Source organism: Francisella sp. 19S2-4 (assembly GCF_036281795.1).
In the GTDB taxonomy this organism is placed as follows: domain Bacteria; phylum Pseudomonadota; class Gammaproteobacteria; order Francisellales; family Francisellaceae; genus Francisella.
The window spans coordinates 55395-76813 of the sequence record NZ_JAWUZH010000004.1 but is presented as its reverse complement, the minus strand read 5'-3'; the positions used below and the strand labels follow the sequence as shown (position 1 = coordinate 76813).

The following is a 21419-nucleotide window of genomic DNA, read 5'->3' as shown; positions in this document are numbered from 1 at the left end:
ATCATAAGGAGATAAAATCGTGAGGAAAATAATAAAGATAGGTGCGTTAAGTCTAACGGTAGCATCGACCTGCTTAGCAGCATCAAATGTCCAAAGTCCATCATCAAATAATAGTAAGCTTAACGATAAGCCGAATGTTGTTATTTTTGTGTGGGATGGTTTACGACCGGATTCTGTATCGCCAAATATAACACCTAATTTATACAGCCTTACGCAAAAAGGTGTTTGGTTTAATGATAATCACTCTAGCTATCCAACATTTACAATGATGAATGCTTCAAGTTTTGCTACAGGTGATTTTGCTGGAAAAACAGGATTTTATGGTAATACTTTATGGCAACCAAAAGCAAAAGGTATTGATTCTGCTGACCATCAAGTTAATTTTAAAGCACCTGTATTTACAGAGGATTACAAAATATTACAAGATTTAAATAGTGTTCCAGAGGAGCCCTTGCTAGAAGTCACAACATTATTTCAACAAGCTCAGAAAAACGGTATGAAAACTGCAGCTGTTGGTAAGTCAGGTGCTGCTTTTATGCAAGATCATGACTCTGGAGGAGTTATTTTTGATGAAAAGCATGTATATCCAGAAACTTTTGCAAAATATCTAAAAGATAAGGGATATATCTTACCTTATGATACAAGATATGCTTATAAAGATTTTAATTTAAAAGGGAATGCAAATCCTACTGGATATGGTAAAGTAGCAACACTAAAAGATGGTGTGACATCGGATCCAGTTGCTGGAATTACTTCACCGTACACTAAAGATAATACATATCTTATGAAAAGTTACTTAAATGAGGTAATGCCATATGCTAAACCACAATTAAGTGTTGTATGGTTACGCAATCCTGATACTACGGAGCATAATTATGGTGTTGGGTCAACAGCATATTATAATGCTCTTAAAAACCAAGATTATTTATTAGGTCTGCTGATTGAGAAACTAAAGAAAGAACACTTATGGAAAAAAACAGATTTGATTGTTGTTTCAGATCATGCTCATAGTAATGTATCGGCTTCATTAAGAGATTTTCCATTAAGAAATATAAATGAAAAGACTAAAACTGTTGGAGCTATCAATGAAATCAATGGATATTCTGTATCTGGTGATTTTAGACCTGCAGATTTATTAACAAGAGCCGGATTTCAAGCATTTGATGGCGAAGGTTGTCAGTATGATCCTGTTTTATCAGGTATTACAAAAGATGGTAAATATGTATATCCAACAAAGTATGATACGACAGGCAAAGTATGTGAAGGAGGTGTAAAAGAGTCTGATACTAATGGTCATAGACATGCGGATCTAGGAATCAAATATACAACTCCATCGTACAAGATTCCTAATAAGCTTCCTAAGAATAGTGTAATCGTAGCAGCGAATGGAGGAAGTACATATTTATATGTTCCTAGTCATAATAAGTCACTAATAGAGAAGCTAGTCAAGTTTTTACAATCAAGACAAGAGTTTGGCGTGATTTTTATTGATGGCAAGCGTTATGGTGATATTCCTGGAACTTTCCCTTTAAGCTTAGTTCATTTAGAGAATAAATCAAAAAGAAATCCTGATATTATCGTAGGCAGTAACTTCAATTCTTTTGCTAGAGTTAAAGGCTACGTAGGAACAGAATTTAATAGTGACGGTAGTGATAGAGGTATGCATGGATCATTTAGTCCTATAGATGTACATAATACTTTGGTTGCATATGGACCAAGTTTTAAATCAAAATTTACAGATGAGATGCCAACAGGCAATGTTGATTTAGCGCCTACTATAGCACATATTTTGGGGTTATCTTTGCCTCATACTGATGGTAGAGTCTTATATGAAGCGTTAAAAGGGCAAAAAGTTAACTATACTATTAAACTTTATCAACTAAGCACTAAAACAGTTAATAATTTAAAAATACAAAGTGCAGAAAATCCAGATGGTAAAGTTATAGTTCCTGATGAGTCTAAATATAAGGCCGAGATATCCATTAAGGAGCTAAATACAGGTAAGAAAGTATATAATTATTTTGATCAAGCTAAAACAACTAGATTTGAGTAGTTTTGAAAAAGTCAATAGCTTTATTTAAAACAATTTTATTTTTGATAAAGCTATATTTTTAGGTTGATTTTATTGTTATATTAAGCAAGAAAAAAGGTAAATAAACAAATATTAAGGGATAGTCGTGGGGAAAGAAGAAAAATCTGAAGAAGCCAGTTTTAAATCAAAAATTAAGAAAAAGTCAGTTCAACAATATTTAGATGAAGAACCAGTATGGCCGGATGGAACCAAAGTTAATCTTATTCCTCTTTCTAGCATGCAGTGGTTTATTTGGCTACTAGCTACAGCAGGTAAATTCTTTGAAGGAATGATTGTCTTTATGACAGGTATTGCTTTACATCTAATCGCTTATGATTTTCAACTTAGTAATATGCAAAAAGGTATGATAGGTTCAGCAACTTTAGTTGGGATACTTATTGGAGCATCTTTACTGGGAAGTTTATCTGATAAATATGGTAGAAAAAATATGTTCATTATCGAAATGATAATATTTTTAATATGTATTATAGGTGTTTGTTTATCTAGTAGTTTTGTAGTCTTATTTATAATGCTACTGATAGCTGGTATTGCTTTAGGATGTGATTATCCAACAGCTCATTTAATGATCTCAGAAACTATTCCGAGTAGAAACAGGGGGAAACTAGTTTTAGGAGCCTTTGCATTTCAGGCTGTTGGAGCTCTTGTGGGTACACTTATAGGCTGGCTTGTTTTAGTTCAAATGCCATCAGTCAATGCATGGAAAATTATGTATTCGATTGCTATTATCCCTGCAATTTTTGTAGTTATTGGTAGATTCTTTATCCCTAAAAGCCCGCATTTTTTAGTTACTAAGGGCGAGTATAAAAAAGCTGAAAGAGCATTAACTTTTTTATTAAATAGACGACCAAGATATCCTAAAGTTATTAGAATTAAGAAAAAAGACCCTAATGCTGTTACAGAGATAGAAAGAGGAGGTTCATATAAATCATTATTTACAAAATATAGGAAACAAACAATTTTTGCATCATTACCATGGTTTATCCAGGATTTAGGGACTTATGGAATAGGTGTGTTTTTACCATTAATATTAACAGTGACAATAGGCTCAAAAGTAGATGTTAAAACTGTAAATGATGTTATTAACAATGAGATACTTGCTACAAAAGGTTCGGCATTTATTGATGTATTTTTCTTCTTAGGAATTGTATTTGCGATATTTTTATCTGATTACCTAGGTAGAGTTAAATTGCAAATATTTGGCTTTATAGGTTGTGCAGTAGGTTTAGCTATTGCAATGGCGGGTCATATGACAGATAACAATATTATTCTTATATTTTTAGGATTTATTATTTTTCAATTTATGACAAACATAGGACCAAATGCTCAGACATATGTAATAGCAGGAGAGGTTTTTCCTACACATGCTAGAGGAAAAGGGGCTGGTTTTGCAGCATCTTTTGCAAAAGTTGGTGCTATTATAGCAGCATTTTTGTTTCCTATATTAATATCTGTCATAGGAGTTGATATGCTGTTAGTTATATTGATAATTACTTCTATTTTAGGTGCTGTAGTTACTAAAAAGTTTGGTATTGAGACAAAGGGTGTTAATTTAGAAACTATTTAAGTAGATTTCAGTGTTAGTAATTTAATTCTTTTCTTAGCCTATCTATATCTAGTTGGCCCTGCCATTTAGATATAATTATTGTACCTATTGAGTTACCAATCATATTTGTAATTGCTCGACCTTCAGACATAAATCTATCTATACCTAAGATAATTACAATTCCAGCTACAGGTATAACACCTAAAGCACTAAGAGTACTTGCCAATATTATAAATCCACTACCTGTGACTCCTGCAGCACCTTTTGAACTAATTACCATAATTAATAACATAAATATTTGCTGGTTTAATGTAAGTTCAGTGCCAAGTGCTTGAGCAATAAAAATTGCAGCTAATGATAAATAAATAGCAGTACCGTCAAGATTGAATGAGTAACCAGTAGGTATTACAAGTCCAACTACTGACTTATTACAACCTAAGTTTTCAAGTTTTTCCATAAGGTTTGGTAGAACAGTCTCAGAAGAAGAGGTTCCTAAGACAATAAAAATTTCTGTTTTAATGTATGCTAGTAGCTTAAAAATATTAATACCACAATATAATCTGAGTATAGTTCCTAAAAAAACGATTAAGAATATAAAGCAAGTAACATAAAAACATAGTAATAACCCTAATAAGCTTAATAATGTATCAGTTCCATATGTTCCTACTGTATAACCAATAGCCGCGCAGGCTGCAATAGGAGAATAGTGCATAATAACATGAATAATTTTAAAAAAGACTTTTGAAAGATTTTGTATGCCAATAAGTATAGGTTGTCCTTGATCTCCATATAAAACAAGACCTATCGCAAATAGTATTGAAACAAAAAGAACTTGTAAAATATCTCCATCTGTAAATGCACCAACAAAAGTATGTGGAATAATATTCATAAAAAAGCTTTGAACATTCTCAATATGCTCAACATTTCCCATATATGATTTTGCAGCATTAGCATCTAAAGAATTTGGATCAATGTTTAGTCCTAAGCCTGGATGAAGAATATTTGCTGTAAGCATACCAATAATTAGAGCAACTATAGTCATAAAGAAAAAGTAAATTAAAGCAATTCCACCTATTTTCCCTACAGTTTTTAGATCTCTCATTGCTGCAATACCAGAAACCAAAGTTAAAAATATTATAGGAGCTATCATCAGTTTAATTAGTTTAACAAAAACATCGGCAAAGGGTTTAAGAGCAATAGCTATATTGGGGCTGAAAATACCAAGTAAAATTCCTATAACTATTCCTAATAAAACTTGCGCATAGAGATGACGAAAAATCTTCATTTTTAAAATTAATAAGCTTAGTCTAGTTAAGACTATATATGATTTATTGATACTATGTAAATTAAAAATAGCAAAGGATGTATAATTTTAAAAAATATAGAGTTAAGCTAAAACAAAACTATCTGGTAATAGATTTTCTATATTTGTTTCTCTAATATCAGACTGATCTAAATTCGATAGAATAATAGGACAATCTTTATCCATTAATTCAGCTATAACTTGACGACAAACCCCACAAGGCGTTGAAGCTCTTGGAGTATCTGTTACAACAGCAATCATAATTATATCATCTTTAGTATAACCTTGGCTATATGCACTAAATAATGCTGAACGTTCAGCACAGTTTGATGGCCCATATGCACAATTTTCAATATTTGCTCCTAAAATTACTTTATCATTTTTTAGAAGTAGAGCAGAACCAACTTTGAAATTAGAGTATGGTGCATAGGCATTATGAAATGCTTCTATTGCTTTTGAGATAAGCTTAAGTTTACTTTCTTGATTAATCATTGGTCTATCTTTTATCAAAAAGGAAATTTAGTTTACACTATTTTTGCTTAATATTACAAGCATGTTAAGTTTCTTTGAATATTGATTTATAATATTGAGTATTTTCTTATAGAAGTACTTAGAACTATAGATGACAAAAATTCAATATGCTAATTTTGCAACAATAGAAAATTTTTTACTATGTGAAACTCCTAATCAATGGATTAAAAGTGCCTTAGATAATATAGAATTAATGCTTATAGATCATGCTCATTGTGAAATGAAAGCCGCATCTTCAGCAATGACATATATCTATAGACATCCTGATAAGCATGACTTAGTTACAAGAATGTCTAAAATAGCTCGAGAAGAGCTTGTTCATTTTGAGCAAGTTATGCGAATCTTAAAAAAGCGTAGTATTGAGTATAAAACTATTTCAGCATCAAGATATGCTAGTCAGCTCATAAAAGCTGCTCGTACAGATAAGGAAGGTCGATTTATAGATGCCTTAATAATAGGAGCATATATAGAGGCTAGATCATGTGAGAGATTTGCAAAGATAGCACCATTTTTAGATAGTGAGTTACAAAAGTTTTATAATGGTCTACTAGAGTCTGAAAGAAGACATTTCACTATATATTTAAGCTTTGCTGAGAAGTATTCATCAAAAGACATAGGTAAAGATATAAAAAGAATAGGAGAGATTGAAAAAGAGCTTATATTATCACCAGATAGTGAGTTTCGCTTTCATAGCGGGATTTAGAATATATCTTTAAAAGGAATTTCTCGCCAACCTTTATTATCTTCTAAATTTAGATATAAATCTTTTGTCTTAGTATCATAGATTATTTGATAAATTGTATAGAGATTTTTTGCACCACCATTTTTTACTTTTTTATCCATTATCTTTTCAGCTGTAGGAATATCTATAGTTTGATAGCTGTTTATGAGGTTTTCAAGATTCTCCCTTCTTGTTACGCTTAAATCCATACTCTTTGCATTTGGTTTAGGTATTAAGTTTTCCCATTCGGGACTTAGAAAATTATTTGTTACAACAAAGTTTGAACCTGGTTGTATATTATCTTTTTTATGGCCTTTTGTTGAAGAATATTCATAGGAAAGAACATTATGGTTATCTCCGGCATTAATTATTAAAGAGAAATCTGACTGAGTTGCTTTTAACTTATCATCTAGCTGACTTAAGTCTTTAGAGGTTCTTAGTGCATTGAGTGTTTGTATAAGCATAGTTTCTCTATTTGAGTTTATTGTAGAACCACCTGAGAAAAAACCATTATTTAACTCAATAAATAAGCCATTTTTATTAATACAAGAAGGACAATATAGTTGGCCAGGCATGGCTATGATAGCTACCGGATAACCTTTATTAAAGTTAAAAGTTGTAATACTTAAAAGTTTACTGATTTTATCAAAAGGTTTATTGTAATAGTCGTAGTTTCTAAGAATTATTCTGCTATCTGAATAGCTATTTTCTTTGGAAATAGAAGCAAATGCACAACCACTTTTTAATTTGGGTTTACTTGTCTTCATAGCAACAAGGGTTTCCATGCCATTGAGTATTATTTCGTCATTTAGACTTATTCTAGCTCCTTTAGCAGCACCTTTAAGTATAGATTTATAGTTATTTGGGAATCTATCATATAGTTGATTTGCTTGCTTGACTAAATCATTATAGGATAATCCCTTTTGTTTTATGTAGTAATCTTCAATAATTTTTAGAGATTCTAACATCTGAGGGCGCATTAGTTCACCATATTCTTTTCCCATTTCATAGTAAGAGCCTTTTAATATATTAATAGGTATTCCATTAACTATTTTTTGTCCTGCTATTGCAGAGAAAGGTAAGAGTAAAAAAAGTATTAAGAGTCTTTGAATAAATTTCATAGTTTACTTATTTGTTTTAAACAATAGGAAGCTTCCATTTATATACTATAGACATTATTCTTGTCGTTAAGCCTATACCTATTATTATTGTTGCACTTATATATAAGTTTATATTTAAATATATAAAAATGATATTCATTCCTCCAACTATTGCTGCTACAGAGGCATACAATTCAGATGTAAATGCTACAGGGATATCATTACAGATCATATCTCGCATAATACCCCCAGCTACACCATTAAGAATTGCAATAACAATTCCTACGATAAATACGCTAAGAAAGTTCATTTCAAAGACACTTGTGCATATATGATAAGCTATACTACTACCAATATATGCAAAAGCAATAAGACCTATAGAATCAAGTATCAAAAATATTTTATAAAATTTATTTATATATTTTTGCGTAAATATAGCTATAATTGAAAAAAATAGACAGATAACTATATAGTGAGGATGTAAGATAATAGTTACTGGTAAATTGCCTAATAAGACATCTCTTACTACACCACCACCTAAAGCTGTTGTTAATGAGATCGCAACTACACCAAAAGCATCCATATTTCTTCTAGAAGAAGATATAACACCTGTCATACTCTCAGCTATTATTCCTAAAAGAAACATTATTGTAAAAATTAGTGGTCCTGTGATGCCAACATGATACATTGCTATCTCCAATAGCTTAATGATGGCTATATTTTAGAGATTATTTTTAGAAATTAAATCATTTTTATAACTAATTTTGCACAAATATTTGAAGTACTTTTTTCTTTTAATGTATCAAATCCATCTAGCGAATAGCTAGCTTGTTTTTCAGTTTCAATATATACAATAGAGCCTTTAGGAATAAGCTTATTTTCAGTTATTGATTTTAATGCTTTAGGGACTATATTTTTATTAAATGGCGGATCTAGAAATATAATTATTTGAGAATCTTGTATGCTCAAACTTGCAAGAGCTTTTAAGCTATCTGTTTTATATATTTCAAAATCTTTTATATCAAGCGTCTTTAGATTATCTTTTATTTGCTGTAGTGCTTTAAAATTAAGTTCATAAAAGATAGTTTTAGTGGCACCTCTTGATAAGCTTTCAATACCTAAGCTACCGCTGCCAGCAAAAGCATCTATACAAGTGCTACCATGTATATAGGGAGCAAGCCAATTAAAGATAGTTTCTTTGAGTTGATCTGAAGTAGGGCGTAAGCCATTTATATTTGGGAACTTTAATCTACGATTTTTATATTTTCCGGAGATTACACGAATAGAGTTCGTTTTCACTACTAGACATCTCCAACCATTACAGTTATAAATTTATTTTGCTGAACTTGTGAAAATGAGTCATGGATTTGTTTAGCCGTTACATTATTAATGTTTCTAACATATGTGTCAAAGAAATCTAAAGGAAGGTCTTTATTTGCAATTGATGATAGCATATTTAATTTTGAGCTATTTTTTACTGAGCTAAGTAAATGTGTGCCTTCTATATGTTTTTTAGAGTTCTCTAGGGTTTTATTATCAACAATATTTTTAATAAATTCATTATAAACATCATTTATAGTTTCTAAGGCAAGTGTTGGGTTACTTGTTTGTGCTGAGATTACAAAGCTACCATAGTCTGGGTTAAGATTTGCATTGCTACTAATATTATAGACAAGACCTAATTCTTCACGAACTTTATTAAATAAAAGTGAATTTAGACCACCACCACCTAATATTTCATTACCTAGTTTTAAAGGAAAGTATAGAGGGTCCTCTATACTCAATAGTAATTGATGGCCCATTAAAATTGATGTTTGTTTACTATTAAATGATTTTTTAATAATTTTTGTATCATTAGTTTGTTGGCAAAAGGTTAAAGTATTTTTATCACCTTTAGGTAGTGAGTTTATAATTTGATGAGAAATATTCTCAGCCTGAGTTAAATCAACTGCTCCAACAATACATATATTTGCATTATTTGCACAAATATATTTATTAAAAAAGCTTTTTATATCCTCAATATTTATATCTTTGACACTACTTTCATAGCCAATAACAGGATGACTATAAGGATTAGATAAAAAAATATTTTTAGAAAATTCTAATGATGCCAAATAGTTAGATTGTTGATTTAGATAATTAATATGAGTTAAGGTTTGGATTTTCTCTCTATCTAATATATTTGGATCAAAATCTGGAGTTGTAAAAATCTCATGAAGAATATTAATTGTTTTATCTATAATAGTTCTATCATTTAATAAGCGAATTTTGATATTAAAAAACTCTTTAGTTGTTTCTGCATGTATTGATATACCAATATCAGTTATCTTATTAATAAGCACCTCTTCACTAGAAGACTGTGTTTTTGTGGCAAACATACTTACAGCAAGATCAGCTAGACCATTTAATTTATCATCAAATGCTGAGCCAGCCCTAAAATTTATTTGTATGTCTAACATAGGTAGACTTTGAGATTCTTGAAAGTATACAGGTGTTTTTTCTATATTAATTTTATGGATCATGTTTTAATCCCTTAGTAAATGTAGAGAAGTGAGGTTTTCTTTATTAAAATATCTATCAAGTACTCGGTTTACATCCTTAGTAGTAACATCATAAAGTTTTTCTAAATATTTATAATAATCAACATCAAGATTTATGCTTGCTAATGAACCAATAAGATTAGCTTGAGTTTCTAATGAATCCATTGAAAATACTTTATCAGCTTTAATAGTTACTTTAGCTCTATTTAGCTGTTCTTGAGATATGCCATTAGCTTTTAAGTTACTTATAGTTTTCTCTATCTTTTCTTGGATCTTATCAAGATTTTGATCATGATTTGCTATGGCAGTTATGATAAATATATCTTCACCTTTTGTAAAAGGAGAGTATTCGCTATCGATATGGCAGCATAGATTTTCTTCACGTACTAATTTCTGTTGTAATATAGAGGCATCGGCACTGCCAAGAATATTATTTAAAATCATAAGAGCAAAAGGATCGTTATCTTTATAATCTGTTGTTAGTGATGGTACTATATAGCCCAATATTGATGCATCAGTATCATTGGGAGATTTTTTAATCTGAGAATATCTGTAGCCAATATTTATTAAACTAGGCTCTTTATTCTGATTTTTCAAATTTGATTTGGGAATATGATTAAAATAGTCTTTTATCATATCAATAGCAGATTTCTCATTAATATCTCCAACTAAAACAATACTAGAATTATTTGGAGCATAGTTTTGTTTATACCAATCTTTAAGGTTATTAAGAGTATAGTTTTCTATATCTTCTCGCCAACCAATAATTGGAGTATGTCGGGAATTATTCTGATAAGCAAGTTTCATAAATTGTTCAAAAGCATAGCTAAAAGCTTTGTCATCAACACGTAAGTTTCTCTCTTCTAAGACAACTTTTCTTTCTGGAATAAATTCATTCTCATCAAATAATAAATTTGCCATGCGAGATGACTCAATGGATAGGCTTAGCTCTAGATTTTTTTTATGCCAAAATTGGTAGTAAGCAGTATAGTCAAAGCTTGTAAAAGCATTTTGAATTCCACCATTATTTTCAACAATACTATTTAAGTCATCTTTTGAATATTTATCAGTGCCTTTAAACATCATATGTTCTAACATATGTGAGATACCTGTAAGTTTCTGCGGCTCATATGTTGAGCCAACTTTATACCATATTTGTGACAAAACAACAGGAGCTCGAGTATCTTTTTTGATATATATATTTAGATTATTATCCAGTGAATATTTTGATATGTTCATATTTGCTTAATTATGTTTCTTTAGATTTTATAAATAGATAGATTAGTAATATTAAAGCTACTGCGGTAGGGCCTGCAGCTCCAAATATTGGAGGTATATGAAGTATTAAAGCAATAGGGCCAAAAATTTGGTTGATAATAAAGAATGCAAACCCAAAAAAAGCACCAAGGATTAGTTTAAGTATTAATGTTGAGGACCTTGTTGAGCCAATACTTAAAGGTACAGATAGTAAAATTAGCACCATTAGTGACACAGGTTGAAAGATTTCTTGCCAAAATTTTAAAGCTATTCCAGTATCATTTGTTTGAGATCGCGAAAACATGTATTTACTCAATTGAGTAAAATTCAAATAATTGTCATCATTAATGGTAATTACTTGGGCTATTGATATAGGTATAGGGTTTGACCAATTTGTTTTATTAATACCTTCTTCTACATTAATATGCTTTTGTTCTTCTTTAGTTGGAAATGTAACAGTACTTATATTATAGACATTAGCAACACTATCATTAGAATATATTGCTGTTTCGGCATAACGGATCTGAGTGATTTTATTATCTTGGATCATAAATTTTCTAATACCATGAGCTTTTTTTTCCTGAGGTTCAATATTAGAAATATTCATTAAACCATCTTTAGTCTTAAACCATAGGTCGTGAGTATTATATGCAACAGCATTAGTGTCTGATATCTTCTGGAGTATGGGTGCTACATATCCACCAAATATCATTGTAACTATCGAACCTATTATTCCTACTAAGATAACTCCTCGCGCTATTTGAAATGTTGAGCGTCCAGATGCTCTAAGAATAATTATCTCAGAATTATTAGCAAGTAAGCTAAGCCCCATAAGAGCACCAACCATAGCACAAGCTGGGAGTAAGGTATAGAGTATTCCTGGTAGTTGGTAGAATGTGTTAATTATTAAATCCCAGCTAGTAGCATCCCCATTATTATTACTTACTTGAGCAAGATAGGTAAATATGTAAAAAAGGATACAAAATATTATTGTAACTACTAAAAAGCTACTAAATACAGTTTTAAAAATATAACGATCTATACGATTCAATAACATTACTTATCCTTTTCTAGAAGATCCATTTTGTTTTCTAATAGCTCTAATAGCAAATATTACAAATATTATATGTGGGAGCCATACTCCTATCCATACAGGTATAGAGCCATTGCCCATACAAGTATTTATAAACATGTTGGTACATAAATATATGGCTAATACTATAACAGCTGGCAATAATTTTGCATATTTATTTTGTCGAGGTCTTAAGCGGCAAAGAGCAAGAGCAATTAAAGATGCTACTAATACAGCTATAGAGTTATTTATACGTGAAAAAAACTCACCTTTACATGCTGTTGCAAGTTCTGAGTTTTTATTAAAAAAGTTTTCTATTAAAGCGTGCATGTAATATCTATCTACTCTTCCATGATTAAAATCTCTAATAGTATTATCATAGATTGAATAAATAGCTTTATCGGCCTTACCATAACTTGATTCAAAATTTTTAGGATTTCTTGTATAGATATTTACATTCTTAAAATTCACATAAGCAGCATCTTTATTTGAGTCAATCTCGGCACTAGGAGCAGTTATTACTTTATATCCATCTTCCATTGGTTCTTTTTGGTATAGAAATACGTTATATAAATTACTTCCAGATTTATTTTTTATATATAAAACTCTTCCATCAGGAATTTTTATAATCTTATCATCAGTGACAGATGATAAAAGTGCTTGTGCTGATAAGGATGATTCGTATATATCTAATGTTTGTTTTGATAGAGGGTTTAGATACATTGTTGTTATTAGAGTTATTATAGTTAAAACTATAGCGGGTTTAAGAGTGTTTTTAACTATTTCCATCCATGTAACACCACCGGCAAGGGTTACAAACATTTCATTGTTAGAGAAATATTTACCAAAGCAAACAATAATTGCTAGAAACATTGCTATTGGAACTATTAAACTTACATTTTGTGGGAGTGTTAAAATGACAAATTTTATGATTGAATCTATACCAAGTCCTTTGGAGTATGCCTCATTAAAAAGCCTAATAAGAAGGTTGGCAGATACTATTGATATTATAAATAGAGTTATAGATGTAAATGTGTTGACTATATCTCTATTGTAGTATTTTTCTAGAATCAATGTTTGGCTCTATATTAAATAAAAAATTAAACTAACAGTAATTTTATATTTTTTATAAACAAAAGTCAGTAGTTAACGATTAGCTGCACTAAATTTTAATGTTTTAGTTATGGTTTTTTGTTATTATGTTTTTAAAATATTTTTTTAAAATAAAAATGGAGCGTAAATGAAACTGGTAGTAAATAGTAAGGCAACAACGTCTGCTGAAGTATTAATAGTAGCGCAAGAAAATTTACAAAAACTTATTAGTGAAACAAAGTGTCCAAATTCTAAATCTTTATTAGATAAGAAAGTTTTTAAAGCAACATCTGGAGATGTTTTACCTTTATTACATACTGATAAAACGGTTATTCTTTTAGGTCTTGGATTAAGACAGGATTTCTTGTTTTCTGAATATGATAAAGTGATTGCAAAAGCTGCAGAGTTGTTGAAAAAACTAGATATAAAAGAAGTCTCAGTAAATATTGATTATGCATTTGCAAGCAGCAATGTTAAGCAATTTGCTTTAGACACAGTAAGAGCACTTATATCAGAAACTTATGTTTTTGATCAGTTAAAATCAAAAAAAGAAAACTATTCTTTAGAACATATTGAATTAGTTTACTCTGGCGATCAAGACATTGAAGAAGCAGCTAAGATTGGTTCAGTTATTGCTTGTGGTCAAAACTATGCAAAAGATTTACAAAATTTACCAGCAAATATATGTAATACAGACTATATGCTAAATGAAGCTCGAGAACTTACATCTAAATATGAAACATTTAGTTTAGATTATTTAGATCAAGATGCTATGGCTGAGTTAGGTATGGGTTGTGCTCTAGCTGTAGGCAGAGGATCTGACATGTCTAACTATACTGTTTGTATGGAATATAATGGCGGAGAAGAAGGCGAAGCTCCAATAGTTTTAGTAGGTAAGGGTTTGGTCTTTGATAATGGTGGTATCTGTGTTAAGCCAGCAGCTGGTATGGATACTATGAAAATGGATATGGGTGGCGCAGCGGCAGTAATGGGTATTATGAAAGCTTTAGCGATGCTTAATTTACCAATTAATGTAGTTGGTGTAATGGGTCTTGCTGAAAATGCTATTGATGCTAGATCATATAGACCAGGTGATGTACTTAAGAGTATGAAAGGTATAACTGTTGAAGTAAGTAATACTGATGCAGAAGGTAGATTAGTATTATGTGATACTCTTACTTATGTTGGTAAATATAAACCAAAAGTTGTTATAAATATGGCTACTCTTACTGGAGCTATGATAATTGCATTGGGAGACGCTTTTTCTGGATTAATGTCAAATAGTGATAAATTAGCAAGCAGTTTACAACAAGCGGCTAATGCATCTAGTGACCTTATTTGGAGATTGCCATTACATAAACCATATCTTAAAAAATTAGATAGTAAGGTGGCTGATATAGATAACTCTAATCGTGATAGATCAGCAGGTTCAATATGTGCAGGATTATTTTTATCAAAATTTACAGAAGATTATGAGTGGGCCCATCTTGATATTGCAGGCTCAGCAATGGGGGATTTCTCTAGTTGTAAAGCCAGTGGTAGACCAGTTCCATTATTAGTTCATTACTTATTATCTCAAGCGAAGTAAAATTCGATTCTTTATTATTTTATTTTATAAATTTACTTATTTTTCTAGTATATTTTTTCTTATGTGATAAAATACCACTGTAATTAAATATCACACTCTAGATTTTAATTACGGAGATCAATAATGTTAAGAATTACTCAAGAAGCAATCACTTTTGATGATGTATTGCTTTCACCTAGATATTCAAATGTGCTACCTCATCAGGTTGATTTGAAAACAAATATAACTGGAGATATTCAGTTGAATATTCCTCTAGTATCAGCAGCGATGGATACAGTGACTGAATCTCGCCTTGCGATTTCTATAGCTCAAGAAGGTGGCATAGGTATTATTCATAAGAATATGTCTATAGAAGCTCAAGCTCAAGAAGTTAAAAAGGTAAAAAGATTCGAAAATGGCATGGTAATAGATCCTATTACAGTTAAGCCAGAAAGCTCAATTAAAGAAATAATGCAACTGGCGAAAGAGCATAACTTCTCTGGATTTCCTGTTGTAGATCAGGAAAATCATATAGTAGGTATTGTTACAAGACGTGACTTTAGATTTGCTAAAGATTTAGATGAGCCAGTTAGCTCTATAATGACTACAAAAGAAAAGCTTGTTACAGTTTCTGAAGATGCTTCTCAAGGATCGATCAAAAAAAGCTTACATGAGCATAAAATTGAAAAACTTTTAGTTGTAGGTAATGAAGGTGAGCTTATTGGCCTAATTACAACAAAGGATATTGAAAGATCGCAAAATAAACCAAATGCTTGTAAAGACTCTCTTGGTCGTCTAAGAGTAGGGGCTGCGGTAGGGACAGCAGAGAATACTAAAGAACGTGTTGCAGCTTTAGCAGCTGAAGGCGTTGATATCATAGTTGTAGATACTGCGCATGGCCATTCACAAGGTGTACTTGATATGGTTAAATGGGTAAAAGATACTTATCCTAAGATTCAAGTTATCGGTGGGAATATTGCTACTGCTGAAGCAGCTAAAGATTTAGTCAAGGCTGGAGCTGATGCTGTTAAAGTAGGTATAGGTCCTGGCTCTATATGTACTACAAGAATTGTTGCTGGTGTTGGTGTACCTCAGATCTCAGCAATATCTAATGTTGCAGAAGCTTTAGAAGGTACTGGAGTTCCTGTTATCGCTGATGGAGGGATTAGATTCTCTGGAGATATAGCAAAAGCTATTGCTGCGGGAGCATCTGTAGTTATGATTGGTGGACTTTTCGCTGGTACAGAAGAATCTCCAGGTGAAGTTGAGCTTTTCCAAGGTCGTTCATATAAATCATATCGTGGTATGGGATCTCTTGGTGCTATGGAGCAAGGGTCTTCTGATAGATATTTCCAAAGTAATACAGAATCTAAGAAATTTGTGCCAGAAGGAGTAGAGGGAAGAGTTCCTTACAAAGGTTTACTTTCGGCAGTTATTCATCAGTTAATTGGTGGGTTAAAGTCTAGCATGGGCTATACTGGATCAAAAGATATCCAAACAATGCGTACACAGCCAACATTTGTACAGATCACAGGTGCTGGATTTAATGAGTCTCATGTCCATAATGTAACCATTACAAAAGAGCCACCAAACTATCAATCTTAATCTTTTTTTTCTCAGGCTTATATTATTTTAGCCAAATTATAATTATCTAGTTGAATCAATATTTAATTTTTATTCATGTGTTAAATAATAATTTTAATATTATTTTCTAACAGTGTTTTAACTTTGTTTTTCGCAGTCTTTGTTAATGACAGCTCTAATATAAGATTATTTATAATTTCTTTGATTAATCTAACAAAAAAGACCTATAACTAATGAATTAGATACAGTAAAATAATTAATAATATATGATATAAAAAAATAATTTCTATGAAAAATGAAAAACCTAATTTTGAAGATGTCACACAAGCTTTAAATGTAATGCAAGCTTTAAGTTCAGCCTCTGAAGCTCATGGTTTATTGTGTGCATTATTTAGCTTTGGTGCAGAGGTTAAATTTACTGCATGGTCTGATTCATTGATGACAAAAACCATCGAAGAAGGTGACTTGGTTGCAACTTCAGCTTTGCAAACTATGAAAAAATTATATGACTATACTAAGTCTCAGTTTGATGAAAAGGGTTTGAGCTTCGATTTGTTCATCCCAGAAGATGATGAGCCATTAAGTTATAGAGCAGAAGCTCTTACATACTGGATAAAAGGTTTTTTATCAGGTGTTGGTTTGTTTGGTTTAGATTTTGAAAACTCAAAAGATAAAGAGGTTAAAGAAGCTATTCATGATTTGATGCAGATCTCGTACATGGACTATGATTCTTTAGGTCAAGATGAAAGTTGTGAAGATGATTTTATGGAATTGCTTGAATATACTAAAGTTGCAGTTCTACTTATAGATAGTGAAAAGCTTTGAGATCTGAAATGAATACTAAATATGATGTTGCAATTGTTGGGGGTGGAATTGTTGGTTTACTTACATCTCTTGCTCTTGCTAAAACTGGTTGTAGAATTATTCATATTGAAAGAGATCAATTACAGGTTAAAGATGATAATAGGAGTATAGCTATATCTTATTCATCTATAGCTTTTCTAAATACTCTTGATTTATGGGATAAGGTTGCTTCTAAAACTCAAGCAATTAAAAGAGTACACATCTCTGATAAAGGAAGATATGGTAGGGCGGAGATTTTTGCAAAAGATGAAAACTTACCATTTTTAGGAGCTATTGCACCGATGCAAGAGCTTTTAAGTATTGCACTTCAAAGTGTAGCTAGTAACTCTAATATTGTGAAAGCTTTTGAAACTAACGTTACAAGCTTGCAAAAAACACAAGATAAATATTCATTAGTTGTCGAATCTCAGGGTTGCGAGAAAAATATCGAAGCAAACTTAATAATTGCTTGTGATGGTGCTAACTCAAGTATGCGAAAAATGCTAAATGTAAGTGCTCAAACTACTGATTATAAACAAGATGCAATCGTCTTTGATATTCAAACTGATCTAGATAATCAAAATACAGCATATGAGAGGTTTATGACTGATGGTGTACTTGCAATGCTTCCTAAGTCAAAAACTACAATGGGTTGTGTTTGGACTGTTGATAGAGATAACTCAAAAGAAAAACTAAATTTAGACAAAAATGAATTTCAAGAGATGATTCAAGATAGATTTGGTTATAGGTTAGGTCAGATCAAAGTTGCTACGAAGCCTGCAGTTTTTCCATTATATCTTGTTCAATCTAACGATGTATATAAAGATAATATATTGTTCTTTGGTAATGCTTTACATTTTTTACATCCTGTATCTGGTCAAGGTATGAACTTAAGTATTCGAGATATTGGTTTTCTATATGATTTAGTTAAAGATAGTGATTTTTCACAAAACTCTATAGCTAATGTATTAGTTGAATTTGAAAAAGTTAGAAAACCAGATCATGATAGAACGATAAAAGTAACACATGGTTTTGTTAAGTGGTTTGTATCAAATGATCTTAAGTTTGTAGCAAGTAGAAATGTTGGATTACATTTATTACAAAGAAGCAAACTAGCCAAAAAAGCTTTATCACGAGTAATGATGGGTAAACTTACAAAAGGTTCAACCTTAATGAGAAAGGTGGTTGAAGATGAGCATTAAAAACATCCAAAAAGATGTTGTGATTGTCGGTGGTGGTATGGTTGGGCTTAGTCTGGCTTTAGCATTACAGAAAAATGGCTTACAGGTTGCTGTTATTGAGGCAAGAAATATTGATGAGAAGGCTTTAGACCCCAATAGAGTAGAGACTAGGGTTAGTGCGATTAATCACACTTCAAAAAGATTACTGCAGGATATTGATGTATGGAGTAGTATTAAGAATAATCGTATATCTCCATATTATAAAATGCTAGTCTGGGATGATGAGCCTGTCGAGAGTATTAGTATTACAGCAGAAGAAATAGCAGAGCATAGTTTAGGATGCATCATTGAAAACGATGTTATTACTCAAGCGTTAGTTGAAAAAATCAGTGATACTGGTATCGAGATTTTTGCGAATCAAGAAATACAAAAGATTCAAAAAAATGGAAATACGGAAAAGATTATTTTAACTGATAAGGTTGTTGAAACTAGCCTAATAGTTGGAGCTGATGGAGCTAACTCATTTATTCGTGATTATTTTAATTTTGAAACTAAAGTTAAGCCATATAAACATACTGCTATAGTTGCAACTCTTGAGTTAGAAAAAGATCATAATCAAACAGCATACCAAAGATTTTACGACAAAGGGGTATTAGCATTTTTACCATTAGAGAATTCTAATAAAGCCTCTATAGTTTGGTCTGTAAAAACTGACTATGCTAAGTTTTTGATGAGCCTTTCTGATGATAAATTTGAGCAAGAGCTAGCAACTGCAATTGGTAATACTCTTGGAAGTGTGAAGCTTTTATCAAAAAGATTTAGTTTTGAGCTAATTCAGCGTCATGCAAAAAATTATGCACAAGATAATGTTGTATTAATTGGTGATGCCGCTCATACTATTCATCCTCTTGCTGGACAGGGCGTGAACATTGGTTTTAAAGATGTAATAGCTCTTACTAAAATTATAAGTGAAGCTTTTGCAAAAGGTAGGTTGATTGGCCATATCTCAACTCTTGATAAGTATCAACGTGAAAGAAGACTTGATAACAAAAAGATGATTGCTCTAATGAAAGCTTTTAAAGAAGTCTTTGCTAGTGAGAATGATTATATTAAAAAAGCTCGTAGAGCTGGATTTGAGTTTGTTGATAAAAATAGTATTGTTAAAAGTTTCGTAGTGAAGCAGGCTTTGTAAAATAAGTTTTAGGAGGTTGAGCTTGGAGAAAGAAGAATATCAAAAAATGCTTTTAGAATTTTATAAAGAAAATTCTAAATTTATGGAAAAGCTTATACCAAGCTCGTCACTTATTGTTGTAGGCTTATTTGTTAGTAAGTTAGAAATGATTCAAAATTTAAGTTGTTGTTATTTAAAGATACTTTTTTTATTATGTATATTTTGTTTTATAGCTACTATTGTTATATCTGTTTATACAATAATAAAAAGTCAAAAGATAATAAATGAAGTTTATGATAGTCTTGAAAATGAAAGATTTAGAGTTATTGAGATTATGGAAGCTACTTATCGGTGGTTTTTTATTTTATCGTTAATATTTAGTTTTATTTTTATTGTAATAATTGTTGTTGGAGGATAAGTACTATGTCAAAAGAGAATAAATCAATTAAAGTTATTAAAAATGTAGATTTTCAAGATTCAGCACCATTATCTAAAATCAAGGTTACTCAACCTAAAAAAGAATCTGCTCCGCCATCAAGAGTTAAGCCAAAGCCATCAAAGTAAAAAGAAAAGAATATTGAAAATAAAAACAGATGATTACAAATTACATATTAAAACTTCTTAATATCAATCCCTAACTTCTTTTGTAGTTTTTCGATATAAGAGAATTCAGATTCTTTAATTATTAGAATGCTATTACCAAATCTACCCATACGACCTGTTCTACCTGCTCGATGTTGATAATCTTCTACTTTAGATGGGATATCATAATTTATTACAAAATCTACATCATTAATATCAAGTCCTCTAGCTGCAACATCAGAGGCAACTAAAACTTTAATTTGTCCATTCTTGAATTTTTTGATGGTATTAGCTCTATCAATTTTATCTTGTTCGCCATGAATAGAACCAACACCACATTCTAGTTTATCTATTTTTTTAGTGACGAAATCTACATCATTATTTCTATGTAGAAATACTATAGATTTGGCAGGAGATATTTTATTAAGTAACTTTCGTAAGGTATCTGTTTTACGATTGCCATCAGCAGTAATATAGCCATGTTCTATAGTTTCTTTTTCTTTTGAATTATCAATAAGCTCTAAATTTTCAATAAAACCATTAGCAATATCAAAGGCATTATTTTTGATAGTAGCAGAGCCTAATATATATTGTAGATTTGTAGTTTTAGAGATAATTTGTTTTAAAAGCTTTAAGCTATCATCTTCAAGCATACGATCTGCTTCATCGATAACGCAATATTGTAAATGAGAGGCTTTTAGTTTTTTTTGATCAATAAGCTCTAGAATTCTTCCAACAGAACCAACAACAATATTTGGTTTTTTCTTTAATTTTTCTTTTTGTCTGTCTATTGATGCCTTACCAATTAATGCTAATGATTTAATACCTATGCTTGAGAAAGTCTCATTTATAAAATTACTAATTTGAATAGCTAATTCATGAGTAGGTGTAAAAAAAACAACTTGTGTAAGAGGTTTTTTATCTGTTAGCAATTTATTTATAATTGGCAAAATATAAGCGAGTGTCTTACCACTACCTGTTGGTGATTTTAGCCAAATATTGTTGCTATTTGAAATTTTTTCAAAGCTTAAGATTTGTGAATTTGTAGGTATTTTGATATTTTTATTTTCTAATATTTCTATAATGTTTTGGCTTAAATGTAAGTCTGAAAATAGCATAAATATTTATATTTAAATTTTTAATATATACGGATAATAGCATATTAGAGCGATAATGACCTAAATTGTTATATCTATTATCTAAGTTATGATAAGATTTTGCTCAAAAGCTTTTTTAAAAA

Annotated in this window: 19 protein-coding genes and 1 pseudogene; 10 read left to right on the top strand and 10 right to left on the bottom strand. The window is 30.8% G+C overall.

All coding sequences use genetic code 11. The features are described from left to right. Positions 1–19: 19 nt before the first annotated feature. Positions 20–2053, top strand: a complete 2034-nt coding sequence (locus R8535_RS01830) for an alkaline phosphatase family protein (RefSeq protein ID WP_329495982.1) — start codon at positions 20–22, stop codon at positions 2051–2053. Positions 2054–2177: 124 nt separating this feature from the next. Then, on the top strand, positions 2178–3656 hold the full coding sequence (locus R8535_RS01825) for an MFS transporter (RefSeq protein ID WP_329495980.1): 1479 nt from the start codon (positions 2178–2180) through the stop codon (positions 3654–3656). Positions 3657–3669: 13 nt separating this feature from the next. On the opposite strand, the gene dctA is transcribed toward R8535_RS01825, so the two are convergent. After that, entirely contained in the window at positions 3670–4920 is a 1251-nt protein-coding gene (dctA, locus tag R8535_RS01820) for a C4-dicarboxylate transporter DctA (RefSeq protein ID WP_329495978.1), read from the bottom strand. Between the two features lie 102 nt (positions 4921–5022). Then, on the bottom strand, positions 5023–5430 hold the full coding sequence (gene cdd, locus R8535_RS01815; RefSeq protein ID WP_329495976.1) for a cytidine deaminase: 408 nt from the start codon (positions 5428–5430) through the stop codon (positions 5023–5025). Between the two features lie 130 nt (positions 5431–5560). Here cdd and R8535_RS01810 point away from each other — a divergent pair, with 130 nt between their 5' ends. After that, complete coding sequence (locus R8535_RS01810; protein ID WP_329495973.1) at positions 5561–6172, top strand: tRNA-(ms[2]io[6]A)-hydroxylase; 612 nt, start codon at positions 5561–5563, stop codon at positions 6170–6172. Here R8535_RS01810 and R8535_RS01805 read toward each other — a convergent pair. The 7 genes and pseudogenes from R8535_RS01805 to lptF all read right to left on the bottom strand — a co-directional run bounded on the left by R8535_RS01805 (position 6169) and on the right by lptF (position 13233). Further along, entirely contained in the window at positions 6169–7311 is a 1143-nt protein-coding gene (locus tag R8535_RS01805; RefSeq protein ID WP_329495971.1) for a C45 family peptidase, read from the bottom strand. The genes R8535_RS01810 and R8535_RS01805 overlap by 4 nt on opposite strands. Before the next feature lie 16 nt (positions 7312–7327). Next, the gene (locus R8535_RS01800) at positions 7328–7978 is read right to left on the bottom strand and encodes a trimeric intracellular cation channel family protein (RefSeq protein WP_329495969.1); all 651 of its coding nucleotides are present in this window, start codon (positions 7976–7978) and stop codon (positions 7328–7330) included. A gap of 33 nt (positions 7979–8011) precedes the next feature. Continuing rightward, positions 8012–8589 (bottom strand): annotated as a pseudogene (gene rsmD / locus R8535_RS01795) (16S rRNA (guanine(966)-N(2))-methyltransferase RsmD). Between the two features lie 2 nt (positions 8590–8591). Then, complete coding sequence (locus R8535_RS01790; protein WP_329495967.1) at positions 8592–9812, bottom strand: M16 family metallopeptidase; 1221 nt, start codon at positions 9810–9812, stop codon at positions 8592–8594. 3 nt (positions 9813–9815) lie between these two features. Beyond that, a complete protein-coding gene (locus R8535_RS01785) occupies positions 9816–11069 on the bottom strand; it encodes a M16 family metallopeptidase (protein ID WP_329495964.1) in 1254 nt (417 codons plus the stop codon). A 10-nt stretch (positions 11070–11079) separates the two neighbouring features. Further along, a complete protein-coding gene (lptG, locus tag R8535_RS01780; protein ID WP_329495962.1) occupies positions 11080–12144 on the bottom strand; it encodes an LPS export ABC transporter permease LptG in 1065 nt (354 codons plus the stop codon). A gap of 3 nt (positions 12145–12147) precedes the next feature. Next, entirely contained in the window at positions 12148–13233 is a 1086-nt protein-coding gene (lptF, locus tag R8535_RS01775; RefSeq protein WP_329495960.1) for an LPS export ABC transporter permease LptF, read from the bottom strand. A 166-nt stretch (positions 13234–13399) separates the two neighbouring features. Here lptF and R8535_RS01770 point away from each other — a divergent pair, with 166 nt between their 5' ends. The 7 genes from R8535_RS01770 (at position 13400) to R8535_RS01740 (ending at position 20161) form a co-directional block, all read left to right on the top strand. Continuing rightward, positions 13400–14839, top strand: a complete 1440-nt coding sequence (locus tag R8535_RS01770) for a leucyl aminopeptidase (RefSeq protein ID WP_329495958.1) — start codon at positions 13400–13402, stop codon at positions 14837–14839. 123 nt (positions 14840–14962) lie between these two features. Then, positions 14963–16423 carry an IMP dehydrogenase gene (gene guaB / locus R8535_RS01765; protein ID WP_329495957.1) on the top strand — a complete coding sequence of 487 codons (1461 nt, stop codon included), beginning with the start codon at positions 14963–14965 and terminating at the stop codon, positions 16421–16423. Between the two features lie 267 nt (positions 16424–16690). Continuing rightward, positions 16691–17227, top strand: coding sequence for a YecA family protein (locus R8535_RS01760; RefSeq protein ID WP_329495955.1), 537 nt, complete (start codon positions 16691–16693; stop codon positions 17225–17227). 8 nt (positions 17228–17235) lie between these two features. Further along, complete coding sequence (locus R8535_RS01755) at positions 17236–18447, top strand: FAD-dependent monooxygenase (protein WP_329495953.1); 1212 nt, start codon at positions 17236–17238, stop codon at positions 18445–18447. Continuing rightward, on the top strand, positions 18437–19618 hold the full coding sequence (locus R8535_RS01750; protein WP_329495951.1) for an FAD-dependent oxidoreductase: 1182 nt from the start codon (positions 18437–18439) through the stop codon (positions 19616–19618). Before R8535_RS01755 ends, R8535_RS01750 begins: the two co-directional genes overlap by 11 nt. 22 nt (positions 19619–19640) lie before the next feature. Next, the gene (locus R8535_RS01745; protein ID WP_329495950.1) at positions 19641–20015 is read left to right on the top strand and encodes a hypothetical protein; all 375 of its coding nucleotides are present in this window, start codon (positions 19641–19643) and stop codon (positions 20013–20015) included. Positions 20016–20020: 5 nt separating this feature from the next. Continuing rightward, positions 20021–20161, top strand: coding sequence for a hypothetical protein (locus tag R8535_RS01740; protein WP_329495948.1), 141 nt, complete (start codon positions 20021–20023; stop codon positions 20159–20161). Positions 20162–20208: 47 nt separating this feature from the next. Here the strand turns inward: R8535_RS01740 and R8535_RS01735 are convergent, their stop codons facing one another. Beyond that, positions 20209–21297: a DEAD/DEAH box helicase gene (locus R8535_RS01735; RefSeq protein ID WP_329495947.1), complete on the bottom strand. Its 1089-nt coding sequence runs from the start codon at positions 21295–21297 to the stop codon at positions 20209–20211. Positions 21298–21419: the final 122 nt, after the last annotated feature.